This window comes from Curtobacterium guangdongense (assembly GCF_049341845.1).
GTDB lineage: Bacteria > Actinomycetota > Actinomycetes > Actinomycetales > Microbacteriaceae > Curtobacterium > Curtobacterium guangdongense.
This window is the reverse complement of sequence record NZ_JBMPIT010000015.1, coordinates 13,270-30,001: the sequence shown is the minus strand read 5'-3', so window position 1 is coordinate 30,001 and position 16,732 is coordinate 13,270. Positions and strand designations below refer to the sequence as shown.

Annotated in this window: 12 protein-coding genes; 8 read left to right on the top strand and 4 right to left on the bottom strand. The window is 69.3% G+C overall.

What is annotated here, in order from left to right; all coding sequences use genetic code 11:
- Window positions 1–4: 4 nt before the first annotated feature.
- Window positions 5–868 carry a type I methionyl aminopeptidase gene (map, locus tag ACO0E1_RS17695; RefSeq protein WP_422875364.1) on the bottom strand — a complete coding sequence of 288 codons (864 nt, stop codon included), beginning with the start codon at window positions 866–868 and terminating at the stop codon, window positions 5–7.
- Window positions 869–942: 74 nt separating this feature from the next.
- On the opposite strand from map, the gene ACO0E1_RS17690 reads away from it, so the two are divergent.
- A complete protein-coding gene (locus tag ACO0E1_RS17690) occupies window positions 943–1,122 on the top strand; it encodes an SPOR domain-containing protein (RefSeq protein ID WP_281264370.1) in 180 nt (59 codons plus the stop codon).
- A gap of 80 nt (window positions 1,123–1,202) precedes the next feature.
- Here the strand turns inward: ACO0E1_RS17690 and ACO0E1_RS17685 are convergent, their stop codons facing one another.
- Window positions 1,203–2,945 carry an NAD+ synthase gene (locus tag ACO0E1_RS17685; protein WP_422875363.1) on the bottom strand — a complete coding sequence of 581 codons (1,743 nt, stop codon included), beginning with the start codon at window positions 2,943–2,945 and terminating at the stop codon, window positions 1,203–1,205.
- Between the two features lie 61 nt (window positions 2,946–3,006).
- Between ACO0E1_RS17685 and ACO0E1_RS17680 the strand changes: the two genes are divergently transcribed.
- The 5 genes from ACO0E1_RS17680 (at window position 3,007) to ACO0E1_RS17660 (ending at window position 12,385) form a co-directional block, all read left to right on the top strand.
- A complete protein-coding gene (locus tag ACO0E1_RS17680) occupies window positions 3,007–4,344 on the top strand; it encodes a glutamine synthetase family protein (RefSeq protein WP_422875362.1) in 1,338 nt (445 codons plus the stop codon).
- 11 nt (window positions 4,345–4,355) lie between these two features.
- Window positions 4,356–7,325, top strand: coding sequence for a bifunctional [glutamine synthetase] adenylyltransferase/[glutamine synthetase]-adenylyl-L-tyrosine phosphorylase (locus ACO0E1_RS17675; RefSeq protein WP_422875361.1), 2,970 nt, complete (start codon window positions 4,356–4,358; stop codon window positions 7,323–7,325).
- Between the two features lie 506 nt (window positions 7,326–7,831).
- Window positions 7,832–9,457: a glycosyltransferase family 2 protein gene (locus tag ACO0E1_RS17670; RefSeq protein ID WP_422875360.1), complete on the top strand. Its 1,626-nt coding sequence runs from the start codon at window positions 7,832–7,834 to the stop codon at window positions 9,455–9,457.
- Window positions 9,450–10,970: a glycosyl hydrolase gene (locus tag ACO0E1_RS17665; protein ID WP_422875359.1), complete on the top strand. Its 1,521-nt coding sequence runs from the start codon at window positions 9,450–9,452 to the stop codon at window positions 10,968–10,970. The genes ACO0E1_RS17670 and ACO0E1_RS17665 overlap by 8 nt, the downstream gene beginning before the upstream one ends.
- On the top strand, window positions 10,967–12,385 hold the full coding sequence (locus tag ACO0E1_RS17660; protein ID WP_422875358.1) for a UDP-glucose dehydrogenase family protein: 1,419 nt from the start codon (window positions 10,967–10,969) through the stop codon (window positions 12,383–12,385). The genes ACO0E1_RS17665 and ACO0E1_RS17660 overlap by 4 nt, the downstream gene beginning before the upstream one ends.
- A gap of 423 nt (window positions 12,386–12,808) precedes the next feature.
- Here the strand turns inward: ACO0E1_RS17660 and glnA are convergent, their stop codons facing one another.
- Entirely contained in the window at window positions 12,809–14,233 is a 1,425-nt protein-coding gene (gene glnA / locus ACO0E1_RS17655; protein ID WP_413602062.1) for a type I glutamate--ammonia ligase, read from the bottom strand.
- Window positions 14,234–14,374: 141 nt separating this feature from the next.
- Here glnA and ACO0E1_RS17650 point away from each other — a divergent pair, with 141 nt between their 5' ends.
- Entirely contained in the window at window positions 14,375–14,812 is a 438-nt protein-coding gene (locus ACO0E1_RS17650) for an RDD family protein (protein ID WP_422875357.1), read from the top strand.
- A 206-nt stretch (window positions 14,813–15,018) separates the two neighbouring features.
- Here ACO0E1_RS17650 and ACO0E1_RS17645 read toward each other — a convergent pair whose 3' ends face one another.
- Entirely contained in the window at window positions 15,019–15,732 is a 714-nt protein-coding gene (locus ACO0E1_RS17645; protein ID WP_422875356.1) for a DUF4191 domain-containing protein, read from the bottom strand.
- Between the two features lie 127 nt (window positions 15,733–15,859).
- On the opposite strand from ACO0E1_RS17645, the gene ACO0E1_RS17640 reads away from it, so the two are divergent.
- Window positions 15,860–16,642, top strand: coding sequence for a hypothetical protein (locus tag ACO0E1_RS17640; RefSeq protein ID WP_422875355.1), 783 nt, complete (start codon window positions 15,860–15,862; stop codon window positions 16,640–16,642).
- Window positions 16,643–16,732: the final 90 nt, after the last annotated feature.

Below are 16,732 nucleotides of genomic sequence, written 5' to 3'. Positions count from 1 at the left end.
CCTTTCAGGAGACGGTGAGGAGCTCGGCGCCACGTTCTGTGACGACGAGGGTCTGTTCGAACTGCGCGGTCCAGGACTTGTCGCGGGTGCTGACGGTCCAGTCGTCGGCCCAGATGTCCGCTTCGATGCCGCCGAGCGTGAGCATCGGCTCGATGGTGAACACCATGCCGGTCTCGATGACGGTGTCGTACTGGGGTGCGTCGTAGTGGGGGATGATCAGGCCCGAGTGGAACGCCCGGCCGACCCCGTGCCCGGTGTAGTCGCGGACGACCCCGTACCCGAAGCGCTTGGCGTAGGACTCGATGGCCCGGCCGATGACGTTCACCTGCCGACCCGGGGCGACGGCCTTGATGCCGCGTTCCATCGCGATCCGCGTGCGTTCGACCAGGTCAGCGACCTCGGGCGATGCCTGCCCGACGACGAACGTGCGGTTCGTGTCACCGTGCATGCCGTCCTTAAACGCGGTGATGTCGATGTTCACGATGTCGCCGTCCTGCAGCACCGTGTCGTCCGGGATGCCGTGGCAGATGACCTCGTTGACCGACGAGCACAGCGACTTCGGGTAGCCCCGGTAGCCGAGCGTCGACGGGTACGCACCGTGCGACACGACGTACTCGTGCCCGATGCGGTCGAGCTCGTCGGTCGTGACGCCGGGTCGGATCGCTTCGGCCACCGCGTCGATCGCCCGGGATGCGATGCGCCCGGCGGTGCGGATCAGCTCGATCTCGGACGCGGAGTAGGTGTCACCGAGCCCGTGCTCGTGGGGCTCGACCCTGCCGATGTACTCGGGGCGTTCGATGTCTTTCGGGACGGGCCGCTGGGGGGAGATGCGGCCGGCGGTCAGGTGTCCGTGTTCGTCCCGGGGCATGCGGACCACTCTAGCCGCGGCGGACGACGACCCGTGCCGCCCGTGCCGCGGACGGCGAGGGTACGTTTGGCGGCATGAGCGACGAGCGCATCGAGTCCCAGTGGTGGTTCAACGACAAGACCCACGCGGTCGAGCAGGGACCGCAGTCCCCGCAGCGCGACCGGATCGGCCCGTTCGAGACCCGCGAAGCGGCCGAACACGCGCTGGAGCGCATCAAGGCCAACAACGAGAAGTGGGACGACGAGGACGCGTGACGCGATCCGGACGCGACCGGTGACAGACGGGAGGCACGCTGCCAGCTGGCACCGTGCCTCCCGTCCGCCATCCGGCCCCGTCAGGGGCGGTACGTGATCGGCAGCCGCCGGTCGCGACCGAACGCCATGCCGGAGATCTTCGGACCGATGGCGCCCTGTCGGCGCTTCCACTCGGACCGGTCGACCAGGCGCGTGACCTCGGCCACGGTGGCCTCGTCGAACCCCCGCGCCACGATGTCCGCCGCGCCCTGCGCCTGCGTGACGTAGAGATCGAGGATCGCGTCGAGGACCTCGTACGGCGGCAGGGAGTCCTGGTCCTCTTGTCCGTCGCGGAGTTCGGCCGACGGCGGCTTCGTGATCGAGTTCTCCGGGATCGGTTCGGTCTCGCCACGTGACGCGGCGACCGCGTTCCGCCACCGGGCGAGCTCCCACACCATCGTCTTCGGGACGTCCTTGATCGGGGCGAACCCGCCGACCGAGTCCCCGTAGATGGTGGAGTACCCGACGGCGAGCTCGGTCTTGTTGCCCGTCGTCAGCACCAGGTGCCCGTCGAGGTTCGACAGCCCCATCAGGATGAGCGCACGGACCCGGGCCTGGATGTTCTCCGCCGCGAGCCCGGTGAGGGCGAGCTGGTCGTCGAAGGGTGCGACGAGGTCGGCGATCGGCTCCGTGCGGTACTGCAGGCCGAGCCGGGCGGCGACGTCGTCCGCGTCCGACCGCGAGTGGTCCGACGACCACCGCGACGGCATGGAGACGCCGAACACGTTCGTCGGACCGATGGCGTCCACGGCGATGGCCGCGCACACCGCAGAGTCGATGCCGCCGGAGAGCCCGAGGACCACCGAGCGGAACCCGTTCTTCTGCACGTAGTCCCGGGTACCGAGCACGAGCGCGTCCCAGATCGCGGCGGTGTCGTCCAGCGGCGCCGCGATGTCCCGTGGCAGCGCCGGGCGCCCGGGGAGCTCGCCGGGCGTCGTGTTCGGCGTGTCCAGGTGCACCCGCTGGACGTGGTCGGTCTCGACGGGGTCCGTGGCGCGTGCCGGGTCGATGTCCACGACGAGCAGGTGCGACTCGAACTGCGGGGCCCTGGCGAGGATCGTGCCCTGCTCGTCCACCACGACGGAGTCGCCGTCGAAGACCAGGTCGTCCTGCCCGCCGACGATGTTGACGTACGCGACGATCGTGTCGGACTCGGTCGCACGCCGGGTCACGAGCGGCAGCCGGACCTCGTCCTTGTCTGCGACCCACGGCGACGCGTTCACGACGAGCAGGAGCCCGGCGTCGGCGTCGAGCACCCGCGCGACCGGACCGCCGTCGCGCCAGAGGTCCTCGCAGATGATGATCGCCACGTCGACGTCCGCGATCCGGGCCACGAGCAGGTCGTCACCGGGGATGAACACCCGGTACTCGTCGAACACCGAGTAGTTCGGCAGGTGGTACTTCGCGGTGGTGGCGACGACGCGTCCGTGCTGCAGGACGCTCGCGCAGTTCTTCGCGATCGCGGTCGGGGCCGTGCTGACGTCGACGGCCCGCGGCTCGAACGGCCCGTCCGGGTGCCCGACGACGACCGCGACGTCACCGAGTCCCTCGTCGGCGAGCCGTGCGGCGAGCGCGACCACCGCGGCACGCGCGGCCCGCAGGAACGACGGCCGTGACGCGAGGTCCTCGATCGGGTAGCCGGAGATCGCCATCTCACCGACCGCGACGAGGTCGGCGCCCCGTGCGGCTGCGGAGCGGACGGCGTCGACGATCCCGGCGGTGTTCCGGGCGAACGCGCCCACCACCGGATTCGTCTGGGCGAGTGCCAAGCGGAGACGGGGCATGACCACTAGCCTATTGAGCACGGCCGTCGTACGGCCGTGGTGGAACGCGGAAAGGGCGTGCATGGACAAGCAGACGGACTTCGTGCTCCGCACCATCGAGGAGCGGGGCATCAAGTTCATCCGACTCTGGTTCACGGACGTCATCGGGACCCTGAAGTCGGTGGCGATCGCCCCGGCAGAGGTCGAGGGGGCGTTCGCCGAGGGGATCGGCTTCGACGGCTCCGCGATCGAGGGCCTCAGCCGCTCGTACGAAGCCGATGTGCTCGCACACCCGGACCCCTCCACGTTCCAGATCCTGCCGTGGCGCGGGGAGATCGACCCGACCGCGCGGATGTTCTGCGACATCGCGACGCCGGACGGCCAGCCCGCCGTCGCCGACCCCCGCAACGTCCTCAAGCGCACGCTGGCGCGGGCGAGCGAGCGCGGGTTCACGTTCTACACGCACCCCGAGATCGAGTTCTACCTGCTGAAGGACCGGGACTGGAAGGACGGCGGCCCGAAGCCCGTCGACCAGGCCGGCTACTTCGACAACGTCCCCGGCGGCAGCGCCCACGACTTCCGGCGCCGTGCCGTCCGCATGCTCGAGGACCTCGGCATCTCGGTGGAGTTCAGCCACCACGAAGCCGGCCCGGGGCAGAACGAGATCGACCTCCGGTACGCCGACGCGCTGACGATGGCGGACAACATCATGACCTTCCGCACCGTGGTGAAGGAAGTCGCGATCGAGCAGGGCGTCTACGCGACGTTCATGCCGAAGCCGATCTCCGGGCAGCCCGGCTCCGGCATGCACACGCACGTGTCGCTGTTCGAGGGTGACCAGAACGCGTTCTACGAGCCCGGCGGCGAGTACCAGCTGTCCCCGACGGCGAAGCAGTTCATCGCTGGTCTGCTCAGGCACGCACCGGAGATCACAGCGGTCACGAACCAGTTCGTGAACTCGTACAAGCGGCTCTGGGGCGGCGACGAGGCCCCCTCGTTCGTCACGTGGGGCCACAACAACCGCTCGGCCCTGGTGCGCGTCCCGCTGTACAAGCCGAACAAGGGCCAGTCGTCGCGCGTCGAGTACCGCGGCATCGACTCCGCGGCGAACCCGTACCTGGCGTACTCGCTCATCCTCGCCGCCGGGCTCAAGGGCATCGAAGAGGGGTACGAGCTCCCGGCGGAGGCCGAGGACAACGTCTGGAGCCTGACCGACTCGGAGCGCAAGGCCCTCGGGTACGCGCAGCTCCCGGCGAGCCTCGACCACGCACTGTCGCTGATGGAGGACTCCGAGCTCGTCGCCGAGACGCTGGGCGAGCAGGTGTTCAACTACGTGCTCCTCAACAAGCGGCAGGAGTGGAAGCGGTACCGCGACCAGGTCACGCCGTTCGAGCTGGACACCAACCTCGGCATGTTGTGATCAGCTGATCGATGACCGGCAGGACGAAGACGTCGCGTTCCGAGTTGGCCCGCTTGGGCTTCGCGGAGCTCTCCGAGACGCTCGAGCGTCTGGCCGACCTGGAGGCCCGGTTCGGCTCCGACATGCGGCTGCCGGTCAGCGAGTGGCCGGGGCTCTGGGAGTCCACGGCCGATCCTGACGGCGCGCTCCGGCGCATCGAACGGCTCATGGAGACGCACCCGGACGAGGTCAGGGCCGTCCTGGCGGACGACGACGCCACCGAGCGGTTCGTCCGGCTGCTCGGTGCCTCGGTCGGCCTGGGGGACTTCTTCCAGCGCCGACCAGCCGAACTCGCACTGCTCCTCGACCCGGTCACCGAGCCGTGGTCGCAGCAGGAGTACACGGCGTCCCTGACCGAGGCCGTCGACGGTGCGATCGGTGAGGAAGCCCGGCTACGGCTCCGGGTGCGCTACCGACGGCACCTGGCCCAGATCGCCCTGTTCGACGTCCTGCACCCGTCCCCGACGAGCGCGTTCCCGGCCGTCGCTGCCGGGCTCGCCGACCTCGCGGGTGCTGCGCTCGACGTCGCCGTGGACGTGGCCAGGCGAGAGGTCCCGTTCTCCGAGGCCGACGTCGCCGCCACCCCGCTCGCCGTCATCGCGATGGGCAAGGCGGGCGCGCGCGAGCTCAACTACGTCAGCGACGTCGACGTCATCTTCGTGACCGAGTCGACCCTGGACCCCGACAGCGGATCCGGCGTCGACACCGACAAGGCCGTCCGGATCTCCACCCGCATCGCGATCGCCGCGACGCACGTGATCACCGACCTCGCGGTCGAGCCGGCGCTGTGGGAGGTGGACGCCAACCTGCGCCCGGAGGGCAAGGACGGCGCACTCGTCCGCACCCTCGACTCGCACGTGGCGTACTACGAGCGCTGGGCCCGGGAGTGGGAGTTCCAGGCGCTGCTGAAGGCCCGCGCGATCGCCGGGTCGACGGACCTCGGGGAGCGCTACGTCGCTGCCGTCGCGCCGTTCGTGTGGAACTCGTCGAAGCGTCCCGGGTTCGTCGAGTCCGTGCAGCGGATGCGCGAACGCGTGACCGACAACATCCCGGACGCCGAGGTCGACCGACAGCTCAAGCTCGGACCCGGGGGCCTCCGCGACGTGGAGTTCACCGTGCAGCTCCTGCAGCTCGTGCACGGCAGGGATGACGAAAGCGTCCGGGTGCGCTCGACGCTCGAGGCCATGAACGCGCTCACCGCCGCCGGGTACGTCGGACGACCGGAAGCCGCACGCTTCGGTCCCGACTACGCCCTGCTGCGGGTCCTCGAGCACCGGATCCAGCTCCGACGGCTCCAACGGACGCACATGATGCCCGCGGACGAGGACGAGCTCCGGGTCCTCGCACGCTCGAGCGGCGTCGCGACGTCCGCGAGTGCGCTGGAGACCCGCTGGCGTGCCGTCAAGCTCGAGGTCCGCGGCCTGCACGAGCGGCTGTTCTACCGCCCGCTGCTGTCCGCCGTGGCCGCGTCCGACGGTGACATCGTCCTGACGAACGACCAGGCGCGGGACCGCCTCGGTGCGATCGGCTTCGCGGATCCGGACGGTGCGCTGGCACACATCCGGGCGCTCACGCCGGGGACGTCCCGTCGTGCGACCATCCAGCGGAACCTGCTGCCCGTGCTGCTCCGGTGGATGGCCGAGGGCCCGGCACCAGACCGCGCGCTCCTGGCGTTCCGTCGGCTGAGCGACACCCTGGGGGAGTCCAGCTGGTTCCTCCGCATGCTCCGCGACTCGTCCGGTGCCGCGCACAGCCTGACGACCGTCCTGTCCGAGTCCGCGTTCCTGTCCGGGCTCCTCGAACGCTTCCCCGAGGCGGTGGCCTGGCTCGACGAACCCGAGTCGTTGCTGCAGCCACGACCGATCGCGTTCCTGCTGTCCGAGGTCCGCGCCACCACCGCGCGGCACGGCGACGACGTGGCAGCGGCGTCGTCCCTGATCCGCTCGATCCGTCGGCGCGAGACGCTGCGGCTCGGCATGGCGGCCGCGCTCGGCAGGCTCGACGTCGACCAGCTCGGACCCGCCCTCAGCGACATCACCGAGGCGACGCTGACCGGCGCGCTCGACCTGGCGCGGCGCGACGCTCCGGACGACCTGGAGTTCGGCATCATCGCGATGGGCCGGTACGGCGGGCGCGAACTCGGGTTCGGGTCGGACGCCGACGTCGTCTACGTCTACCGCGCGCCCGAGGGTGCCGGCGAGACGGCCTCGCGCGCGGCACAGGTGATCGTCCGCGAGCTCAACCGGCTCACCGACGACGCCATCTACCCGTTCGACCTCGACATCGACCTGCGTCCGGAGGGCAAGAACGGCCCGGTGGTGCGCACGCTCGAGTCCTACGGCGCGTACTACGCCCGCTGGTCGCTCACGTGGGAGGCGCAGGCGCTCCTCCGTGCCAGGGGCGCCGTCGGGGACGAGCAGCTCCTCCGCGACTTCGAGCACCTCGCCGACCGGACCAGGTACCCCGAGCACATCGAGGAGCGCGAGGTCCGTGAGGTCCGTCGCATCAAGGCCCGTGTGGAGTCCGAGCGGCTGCCCCGCGGCGCGGACCCGGCGCGCCACCTCAAGCTCGGTCGCGGGTCCCTCAGCGACGTGGAGTGGTTCGTCCAGCTCCTGCAGCTGCAGTACGCCCTCTCCGTGCCGGCGCTCCGCACGACGTCGACGCTCGACGCGCTCGACGGAGCCGTCGCCGAGGGGCTCGTCGCGGCGGAGGACGGCGAACGGCTCGCCGCAGCGTGGCGGTTCGCGTCGAGGACCCGCAGCGCCCTCGTGCTGTGGTCGGGCAAGACCACGGACGTGCTCCCCGTCGACCGCATCCAGCTCGAGGGTGTCGCGCGGTTGATGGAGTACCCGCCGGGGTCGGCGACGCAGCTCGAGGAGGACTACCTCGGCGTCACCCGACGTGCCCGACAGGTGTTCGAGCGCGAGTTCTACGGCGCCTGACGCCCGCTCGACACGCCCGGGGTGCGGATCTCGAGGCGAAGGTGACATGTCGTCGGAGGTTAATTCTTCGTGTCGTGCGACGTCCCCCGAAATCGCCCGATCTGTACCCCTCTCAGCAACACGTGTCAGCTCGTTACCGAGCCGTTACCAACCATGCGGATCTCCGCACCACGCGTCGTGAGGTCGGGTCGCGACGCATCAGGTGACCCCGCTCGGAACTGGGGTTTCGTGCTGCAGTGCACCGAGCCTCCAGGCTGACGGATTCGCCGGTCGGGGTGACCGGTGGGGTAAACGTGGTCCGCACATGTGCTGACAGCAACCGAGGGGACAGGAGTACTGCGCCCTGCGGGGGACTTCGGTGTACCCCGTAACGTGCCCGTAACGCCCCCGGACGGGGGTCATGTTGCACCGGTCGCCTCTGAGGTGCGTCAATGGGTCACACCCGAACCGACCCCCGATTTCCCGATGGCGCGGAATCACCACCCCGAACGTTGAAGCAGGGATCGATGTTCACCTTCATTCTGCAGATCAGGCAGATGGTCGACGGACACCCCGAGTTCTACCTCTTCGCCGTGTACTCCGCGGTGATCTGGTTGCTCTGGTTGCTCAAGGTCGTCCTGTCCGCCCGTTACCGCCCCTTCACCGGCACCTACGTCGGGACGACGAGCGTCGTCGTCCCCGTCGTGGACGAGCCACTGGACCTCTTCCGGGACGTCATCGGCCGCATGGTCGAGCAGCGCCCCGGCGAGATCATCGTCGTGATCAACGGCAAGAGGAACGAAGCGCTCGAGGAGGTCTGCGAGGAGTTCGCCCCACTCGTCCGCTGGACCCACACGCCGATCCCCGGCAAGCGCAACGCCGTCAAGGTCGGCACCGAGATGTCGAACGGGGACATCACCGTCCTCGTCGACTCGGACACGGTGTGGACCCCCGGCACGCTCGAGGAGCTCCTCAGGCCGTTCGCCGACGAGTCCGTCGGCGGTGTCACCACCCGGCAGCGCATCCTCGAGCCCGAACGCTCGTGGATCACCCGCTGGGCGGACTGGCTCGAGAACTCGCGAGCGCTCTACTCGATGCCCGCACAGAGCGTCCTCGGACAGATCGGCTGCCTGCCCGGCCGCACGATCGCGTTCCGCCGGAACATCCTGATGCGCGTCATGGACCGCTTCATGCACGAGAAGTTCATGGGCGTCTTCCTCGAGGTCTCCGACGACCGCACGCTGACGAACCTCACCCTCAAGGAGGGCTACCGGACCGTCTACCAGTACACGTCGCTCGTGTACACGGACGCTCCGCTGCAGGTGAAGAAGCTCTTCAAGCAGCAGCTCCGCTGGGCCCGCGGCTCGCAGTACAACACGCTGCGCATGATGCCGTGGATGCTCGGTCACGCACCGGTGCTGGCGCTGTTCTTCATCACCGACATCATCCTGCCGTTCATGCTCTTCGGCGTGATCGCCGGCTGGATCTACCGCGCGCTCACCGGTCAGGGCGAGAACCTCTACCAGGGGATCCTGCACCAGTACGGGTTCTCGACGGGGTTCATCTACGTCGCGGCACTCATGGTCGTGTCCAGCGTCCTGAGCATGGCGATCCGGCAGATGCGACACCTCGCCGAGAAGCCGAGCGACTTCTTCCGGCTGCCGATGTTCATCATCGTGTCGACGTTCTTCCTCATGCCGATCCGCCTCATCGGGTTCTTCCGGCTCGCCCACGCCAGCGGCTGGGGGACCCGTGCCGGGGCCTACGCCGGTGGTCCGATGGAGACGGACCCGGCGCAGCCGCAGGCCGTCGCCACCCAGACGCCGGTCAGCCCGATCGACCGTGCTGCCGGGTATACGACGACGGACGGCTCCGGACGGGTGACCGCCCGGACGGACGACCAGGTCGCGGCGGATCGCGCCTTCGACGAGTTGTTCGGCCCGGCCGGTCGCGAGTACGACGGTCTCGACGCCACCACCAACTCGACCTCGACGGTCCTGGCGACCCGCCGCTCGGCGGCAGCCGCGGCAGCGCCGACGGCTCCGGCCGCGGCGGCCAAGCCCGCCAAGGTCCGCCGGTACAACCCCTACGCGGCGATCCCGTACTGCATCGGGATCGCGATCTTCGCCCTGGAGGCTCTCACCATTGTCTGACCTCTTCCGTTCCACCAGTTCGTGGTGGGCACCATCGAGCAAGCACGCCAAGCGCACGGCCGTGGGGACGACCGCGATCGTGGTGGCGCTCGGCCTCATCACGTGGTCCGTGTGGATCTCGCCGTCCAGCCCGGTCTCGACCGCTGTGCACCACGCCCTCGGCGTCAAGACCTCCCAGGAGAAGGCCGTCGACGCCGAGGCGCTGCAGGCCAAGCTGACCGCGGCGCAGAAGCAGATCTGGAAGCTCGAGGGGCAGCTCAAGTCCTCGACCGCCCAGTCCGGATCCCGCGGCGACCAGGTCGCGCAGCTCAAGGCGCAGATCGCCTCGCTGCAGTCCGAACTCGGATCCGCGAAGGCACAGGCGGCAGCCGGGGCGAAGTCCGGTTCCGGGTCGACAGGGTCCGGTTCGGGCTCGGGGTCGGGCTCCGGCTCCTCCGGGAACGGCACGCACAACGCCTCGACTGGCCACGGCGTGACGAACCCGAACACCGGACCGTCGAAGGACCCGAACCCGACGGCCCCCGTCGCGGTCCCGTCCAAGGCGGACATCCTCAACCAGCCCACGCGCTGGTACGGCCTCTACACCGCGCAGTCGCCGTTCAACTGGGCCGAGTACGACCAGGTGTCCCAGCAGGTCGGCAAGGCCACGAACATGGTCGGGTTCTTCCAGGGCTTCGACCAGGACTTCAACGCGAGCGCCGTCCAGCGCTCCTGGGCGAACGGCCGGCTCCCGATCATGACGTGGGAGTCCGCTCCCGCGAAGACCGGCAACGACGAGAAGTACGTCCCTGGGTACACCAACCAGGACATCATCTCGGGCAAGTTCGACGCCTACCTCACCAAGTACGCCCAGGCACTCAAGGCCAACGGGCAGCCGATGGTCATCCGTCTCGACCACGAGATGAACGGCTCTTGGTACAACTGGTCCGAAGGGACCGACCAGAAGAACGCCGCCGGCTCCTACGTCGCGATGTGGAAGCACGTCCACGACGTGTTCCAGGCGAACGGCGCGAACGACTACGTCGTGTGGAACTGGGCTCCGAGCCGCATCGACAAGCTCGGCAACACGAAGTACCAGACGCTCGACTACATGAAGAACTACTACCCGGGCGCGGACTACGTCGACTGGGTTGGCATGTCGGGCTACTACCGCACCGCCTCGGAGACCCCGTCCTTCGCGAACACCTTCGGAGCGACCGTCGGGCAGCTCCGGCAGGTGGCACCCGGGAAGCACATCCTCCTCAGTGAGATCGGCGCCACCGAGACCGGCACGACCGTGTCCAACGGGCAGAAGTCGAAGTGGATCACGTCCCTGTTCGACGCGCTGGCCGATCCCGCGAACGACGACATCATCGGGTTCTCGTACTTCAGCGAGACCGCCACGACCGTCGTCGACGGTGTCCGCTCGACCAACGACTGGCGACTCAACTCGCGCTCCGACAGCCTCCAGGCCTTCGTGGACGGCATCAAGCGCACCGACATCAACTTCGACCTTCAGGAGGTAACCCAGTGAGTGCTCCCAAGAAGAACGCGGACAGCCGCCCGGCCCCCGTCATCAGCGTCATCGGCACCGGCTACCTCGGTGCCACCCATGCAGCCGCCATGGCCGAGATGGGCTTCGAGACCATCGGCGTGGACGTCGACCCCGCCAAGCTCGCGGCACTGTCCGCCGGCGAGGTCCCGTTCTACGAGCCGGGGTTGCCCGAACTCATCACGAAGCACGTCGCCAGCGGGAAGCTCCGGTTCACGGCGGACATCGCCGAAGCCGTCGCGGCGGCTGACGTCCACTTCGTCTGCGTCGGCACCCCGCAGAAGGCCGGCTCGCACGCCGCGAACCTCGCGTACGTCGAGAGCGCCACGCGTGGCGTCGCCGAGAACCTCACCCACCCGGGCCTGATCGTCGGCAAGTCGACCGTCCCCGTCGGCACCGCAGCCCGGCTCCGTGGCATCGTCCGCGAGTTCACGCCGAGCGGCATCACCGCCGAGCTCATCTGGAACCCCGAGTTCCTCCGTGAGGGCAAGGCCGTCGAGGACACGCTCCACCCGGACCGCCTGGTCTGGGGCGGCGCGTCCGCTGCTGCCGACGCCGTCATCCGCGAGGTCTACGCCGCACCGATCAGCGAGGGCACCCCGGTCATCACGACGGACCTCGCCACCGCCGAGCTCGTCAAGGTCAGCGCGAACGCGTTCCTGGCGACGAAGATCTCGTTCATCAACGCGATCTCCGAGATGTGCGCCATCACCGGTGCCGACGTCACGACGCTCGCGGACGCCCTCGGGCACGACGCCCGCATCGGTCGGAAGTTCCTGAACGCCGGACTCGGCTTCGGTGGCGGCTGCCTGCCGAAGGACATCCGTGCCCTGATGTACCGCGCGAACGAGATCGGTGCCGGGCAGGTCGTCGGCCTCATGCAGCAGGTCGACGAGATCAACATGGGCCAGCGTCAGCGCGTCATCGACATGGCGATCGACTCCGCCGGCGGCTCGGTCCTGAACCGTCGCATCGCGGTCATCGGTGCGGCGTTCAAGCCCCTCACCGACGACGTGCGGGACTCGCCGGCGCTCAACGTCGCCGCCGCGCTGCACCTCCGCGGCGCCCAGGTCACGCTGTGGGACCCCGAGGCGATGGACACGGCCAAGCGGTCGTTCCCGACGCTCAGCTACACCGCGTCGATGCCGGAGGCCCTCGAGGGTGCGGACATCGTGCTCGTGCTCACCGAGTGGGACGACATCATCGGTGCCGACCCCGCGGTGCTCGGCGAGCTCGTCGGACGCAAGGTCGTCATCGATGCGCGCAACTGCCTCCCGGTCGAGAACTGGGTCAAGACGGGCTGGACCGTCCGTTCCCTGGGACGGCCCACTCCGATCGCGGGTGCACCCGTGAGCGTCGCCGCGGGGACGAACGACACGTTGGCCACGAGCCGCTAGTCGCCGCAGCAGACGGGGTCCGTGCCGGGGCGGCACGGGCCCCGTTTCGCGCGCTCGGGGTCGGGGCGCTCGCGTGGGGGCCGTTTCGCGCGTACAAAGCCGAATCGCGCGTAGGAAGCAGTTTGTTTCGGCTCCCTACGCGCGATTCGGCTTCCTATTGCAGGTGCGATGGGCAGGAGCGTCACGGGGCGACCGCCTGGAGGCCCGGTGCCGGCCCGGCGGACCGGCACCGGGCCTCCAGGCGGTCCTGTCGCGCGCCCCGCTGGGCCGAATCGCGCGTTACGTACCGTAACGCGCGTAGGAGGCAGGGCGTTCCGGCCTCCTACGCGCGATTCGGCATCCCATTGCAGTCGTGATGGGTCGGACCGTGCATGCGGAAGGGCCCCGCACCTGACGGTGCGGGGCCCTTCGTGTGTGTGGAACTCAGACGCCGAAGTACAGCTCGTACTCGAACGGGTGCGGACGCTGCGCGAGCGGGAGGATCTCGTTCTCGCGCTTGTAGTCGATCCAGGTCTGGATGAGGTCCTCGGTGAAGACGTTGCCCTTCGTGAGGAACTCGTGGTCGGCCTCGAGCGCGTCGAGCGCCTCGTCGAGCGAGCCGGGGACCTGAGGGATGCCCTTGGCCTCCTCCGGGGGGAGCTCGTAGAGGTCCTTGTCGACGGGCTCGTGCGGCTCGATGCGGTTCTGGATGCCGTCGAGGCCCGCCATGAGCTGCGCCGCGAAGGCGAGGTACGGGTTGCCGGAGGCGTCGGGCGCGCGGAACTCGATGCGCTTGGCCTTCGGGTTGGTGCCCGTGATCGGGATGCGGATCGCCGCCGAGCGGTTGCCCGCCGAGTAGACCAGGTTGACCGGGGCCTCGAAGCCCTTCACCAGGCGGTGGTAGGAGTTGATCGACGGGTTGGTGAACGCGAGCAGCGCCGAGGCGTGCTTCAGGATGCCGCCGATGTACCAGCGCGCGACGTCGGACAGGCCGCCGTAGCCGTTCTCGTCGTAGAACAGCGGCTTGCCGTCGTTCCAGAGCGACTGGTGGGTGTGCATGCCCGACCCGTTGTCACCGAAGAGCGGCTTCGGCATGAACGTGGCGACCTTGCCCCACTGGTCAGCCGTGTTCTTGACGATGTACTTGAACTTCAGGATGTCGTCCGCGGCGTGGACCATCGTGTCGAACTTGTAGTTGATCTCCTGCTGGCCGCCGGTGCCCACCTCGTGGTGCGAGCGCTCGAGCTCGAAGCCCGCCTCGATCAGCTTGAGGGTGATGTCGTCGCGGAGGTCGGCGGTCTTGTCGACCGGGGATACCGGGAAGTAGCCGCCCTTGTAGGGGGTCTTGTTGGCGAGGTTGCCGCCCTCTTCCTCGCGGCCGGTGTTCCAGGCGCCCTCTTCGGAGTCGACCGAGTAGAAGGACTTGTTCTGGGTGACCGAGTAGCGGACGTCGTCGAAGATGTAGAACTCGGCCTCGGGGGCGAAGAACGCGGTGTCCGCGATGCCCGTCGACGCGAGGTACTTCTCCGCCTTCTTGGCGACCTGGCGCGGGTCGCGGCCGTAGATCTCGCCGTTCCGCGGGTTGTAGATGTCGAAGATCATGATCAGCGTGCGCTCGGCGCGGAACTGGTCGATGTACGCCGTCGTCACGTCAGGGATGAGCTGCATGTCGGACTCGTGGATCGACGCGAAGCCGCGGATCGAGGAGCCGTCGAAGAGCTGACCGACCGAGAAGAAGTCCTCGTCGACCGTGGAAGCCGGGATGTTGAAGTGCTGCTGCACGCCGGGCAGGTCGGTGAATCGGATGTCGAGGAACTTGACGTCCGTGTCCTTGATGAAGGCCAGGACCTCGGAGGAATCGCTGAACATGTGTGTCGATCTCCTGGGGGTTTGGGTGATGTGGGGGTGCAGCGGGTGCACTCTCCGACGAGGCTATTGACACGGGGTTTCCCGGACGTGACTGGGTTGTTTCCGGCGTGTTACGCACCTGCTGTCGCCTACCCTTGGAGCATGGCCCGTTCCACTCCGTCCTCGTCAGCCGCCGCCGCACACGGTGCGGGGGACTGGCCGGGCAAGGTCCTCGGGCTTCCGGAATCGGGGCCCCGCTCGATGGGCGGGTTCGGTCGGCGGCTCGGTGGGCTCGCGATCGACTGGGCGCTCGCCTCGGTCATCTCGCTCGCGATCGGGACGTACGGCGCGGCGGGCAACTTCGTGACGCTCGGGATCTTCGCCGCGCTGCAGGTGCTGTTCATCGCGCTGCTGTCCGGCTCGTTCGGGCACGTGTGCGTGGGGCTCCGGGTCGTCCCGATCCGCGGGGGCTACGTCGGGGTCTGGCGCCCGGTGGTCCGTACGGTGCTGCTGTGTGTCGTGATCCCGGTCCTCATCCACGCGAAGGACGGTCGGCCCCTGCACGACGCCGCGGCCGGCACGGTGCTCGTCCGCCGCTGACGCTCGAGGTGCGCCGGGGCGCGCGCAGCCGCCGGCGCGCATGCCGCGAGGGCCGGCGCCGAGATCGCGCTCCATGTCGGTATCGCCGCACGAAAGCGACACCAAGTGCGATCTCGGGGACGCATCGGCGCCGCTGACGCGACCTCCACACGCAGAACGCCCCCGGCCGCTGTGGCCGGGGGCGTTCGTGGTGCGTGGGGTGCGACTCAGCGCGGGCGACCAGCGCGGACCCGCGTCGGGTCGATGCCCTTCGGGATCGCGGACGCCGGGTTCTGCGTGAGCGAGTCGAGGCGGTTCGCGACCGCGAGGACCTCGTTGCGGTTGAGCGACTTCTTGAACTTGTTCATCGCGCGGGGGAGCTTGTGCAGGGTCACGGCGTCCTTGCCGTCGCCGACGTGGACGACATGGATGGGGACGTTCGGCACGATGCGCTGGACCTTGCGGCGCTCTTCGTCGACCTGGCGCGTCAGGTTGCCGAGCTGGCCCTCGGTGATGAGCACGACGCCGGGAGTGCCGACTGCGCGGTAGACAGCGGCCTGCGACCGTCCGTGCACCGCGACCGGCATCTCGCTGGAGCGCCACTGGCGACGGAGGGAGTTCGAGAGCACAGCGCCGACGGCTCCGGGCTGCCCGTCGATCTGCGAGTACGCGGCGCGTTCCGCCAGACGTCCGAGGACGATGAGGAACAGCAGCACACCGAGGAGGACCCCGGCGACGATCCACAGGACGACCGCGAGCCAGTTCTGGCCCGGCAGCAGGAGTGCGAGCAGCACACCGAGCACGACGGGCACGACGAACGCCGCCGCGAACCACCAGATCGACGTCGGGTCCGCCCGACGCGTCATCTGGAAGACCTGGTACATCTGCTTGAGACGCCCCGGCTCCTTCGCCTTCGTGTCCGTCGAACTGCTGCGTGCCATGCTCCCAGGATACGGCCTGGCGGGCTTCCCGTGGACCGCCCGTGATCAGGCTGTGGGCGAACGCGGTTCTCCACAGTCGGTCGCACTGGGCCTGGAGGCTCGTCCGGCCTCCGCAACGCTGGTCACCATGGACGCGATCACGCTCGAACACTGGTGGACCGGACCCGACTCCGGCCCCTTCGCCACCTGGGTGGCCGACCGCTCCGCGGCCGACCCGGTGCACTGCGTCCGTGTCACCGAGGTCGGTCGCGGTGCCGACGGGCGGCTCGTCGTGCACACGGGGCCAGTCCGTGGCACACCGCTGCCCGATGCGCTCGAACGGATCGGGCAGCCGACGGTCGGCGTCGCGGTCACGCTGACCGTGCCGATGCTCGACCTCGTCGTCGACGCCGTCTCCGGGGCCCTCGTGCTCGGGGTCGCACGGGCGGACGACGTCCTCGTGGACGACGCCGGTGTCACCGTGCTCGTCGACCATCCGCCGGACGCCGTGGACCTGACCGGCAGCCGGATCGTCCGGACCTCGGAGACCGCTGGCGCGACCGCGCTCCTGCACGCTGTGCGGACGGTCTGGGAGCGGGTCGACCCGCGCGCGCCGTGTCACCCGGCCCTCGACACCGCGGTGGCAGAAGCGATCGGTGGAGGCGTTTCGGAAGCCCGGGAGCTGCTGCGCGTCGTCCGGAGCACTGCGGCGCCGCGACCGGTGCGCTGGGACCCGCCTCGCGACGACTTCGACTTCGTCGAGCCCACCCCGCCGCCCCGCGACGAGCTGGTCGCGCGCCTCCGCGGCTGGGTCCTCGACGGAGTCCCGGTACCAGGTGGCGGGAAGCTCCCGGTGCGGCGGCTGGTCGTCGGACTCGTGGTCGCGACCGGTCTCGCCGTGGCCGGCGTCTTCGCGGTCTCGAGCCCGTGAGCGGACCGTGCGCGCGGCGACCGCACACGAACGCCGACGGCCCCGGCTCCCACGAGGGGAGACGGGGCCGTCGGTCGGGCCGGAGCCGCG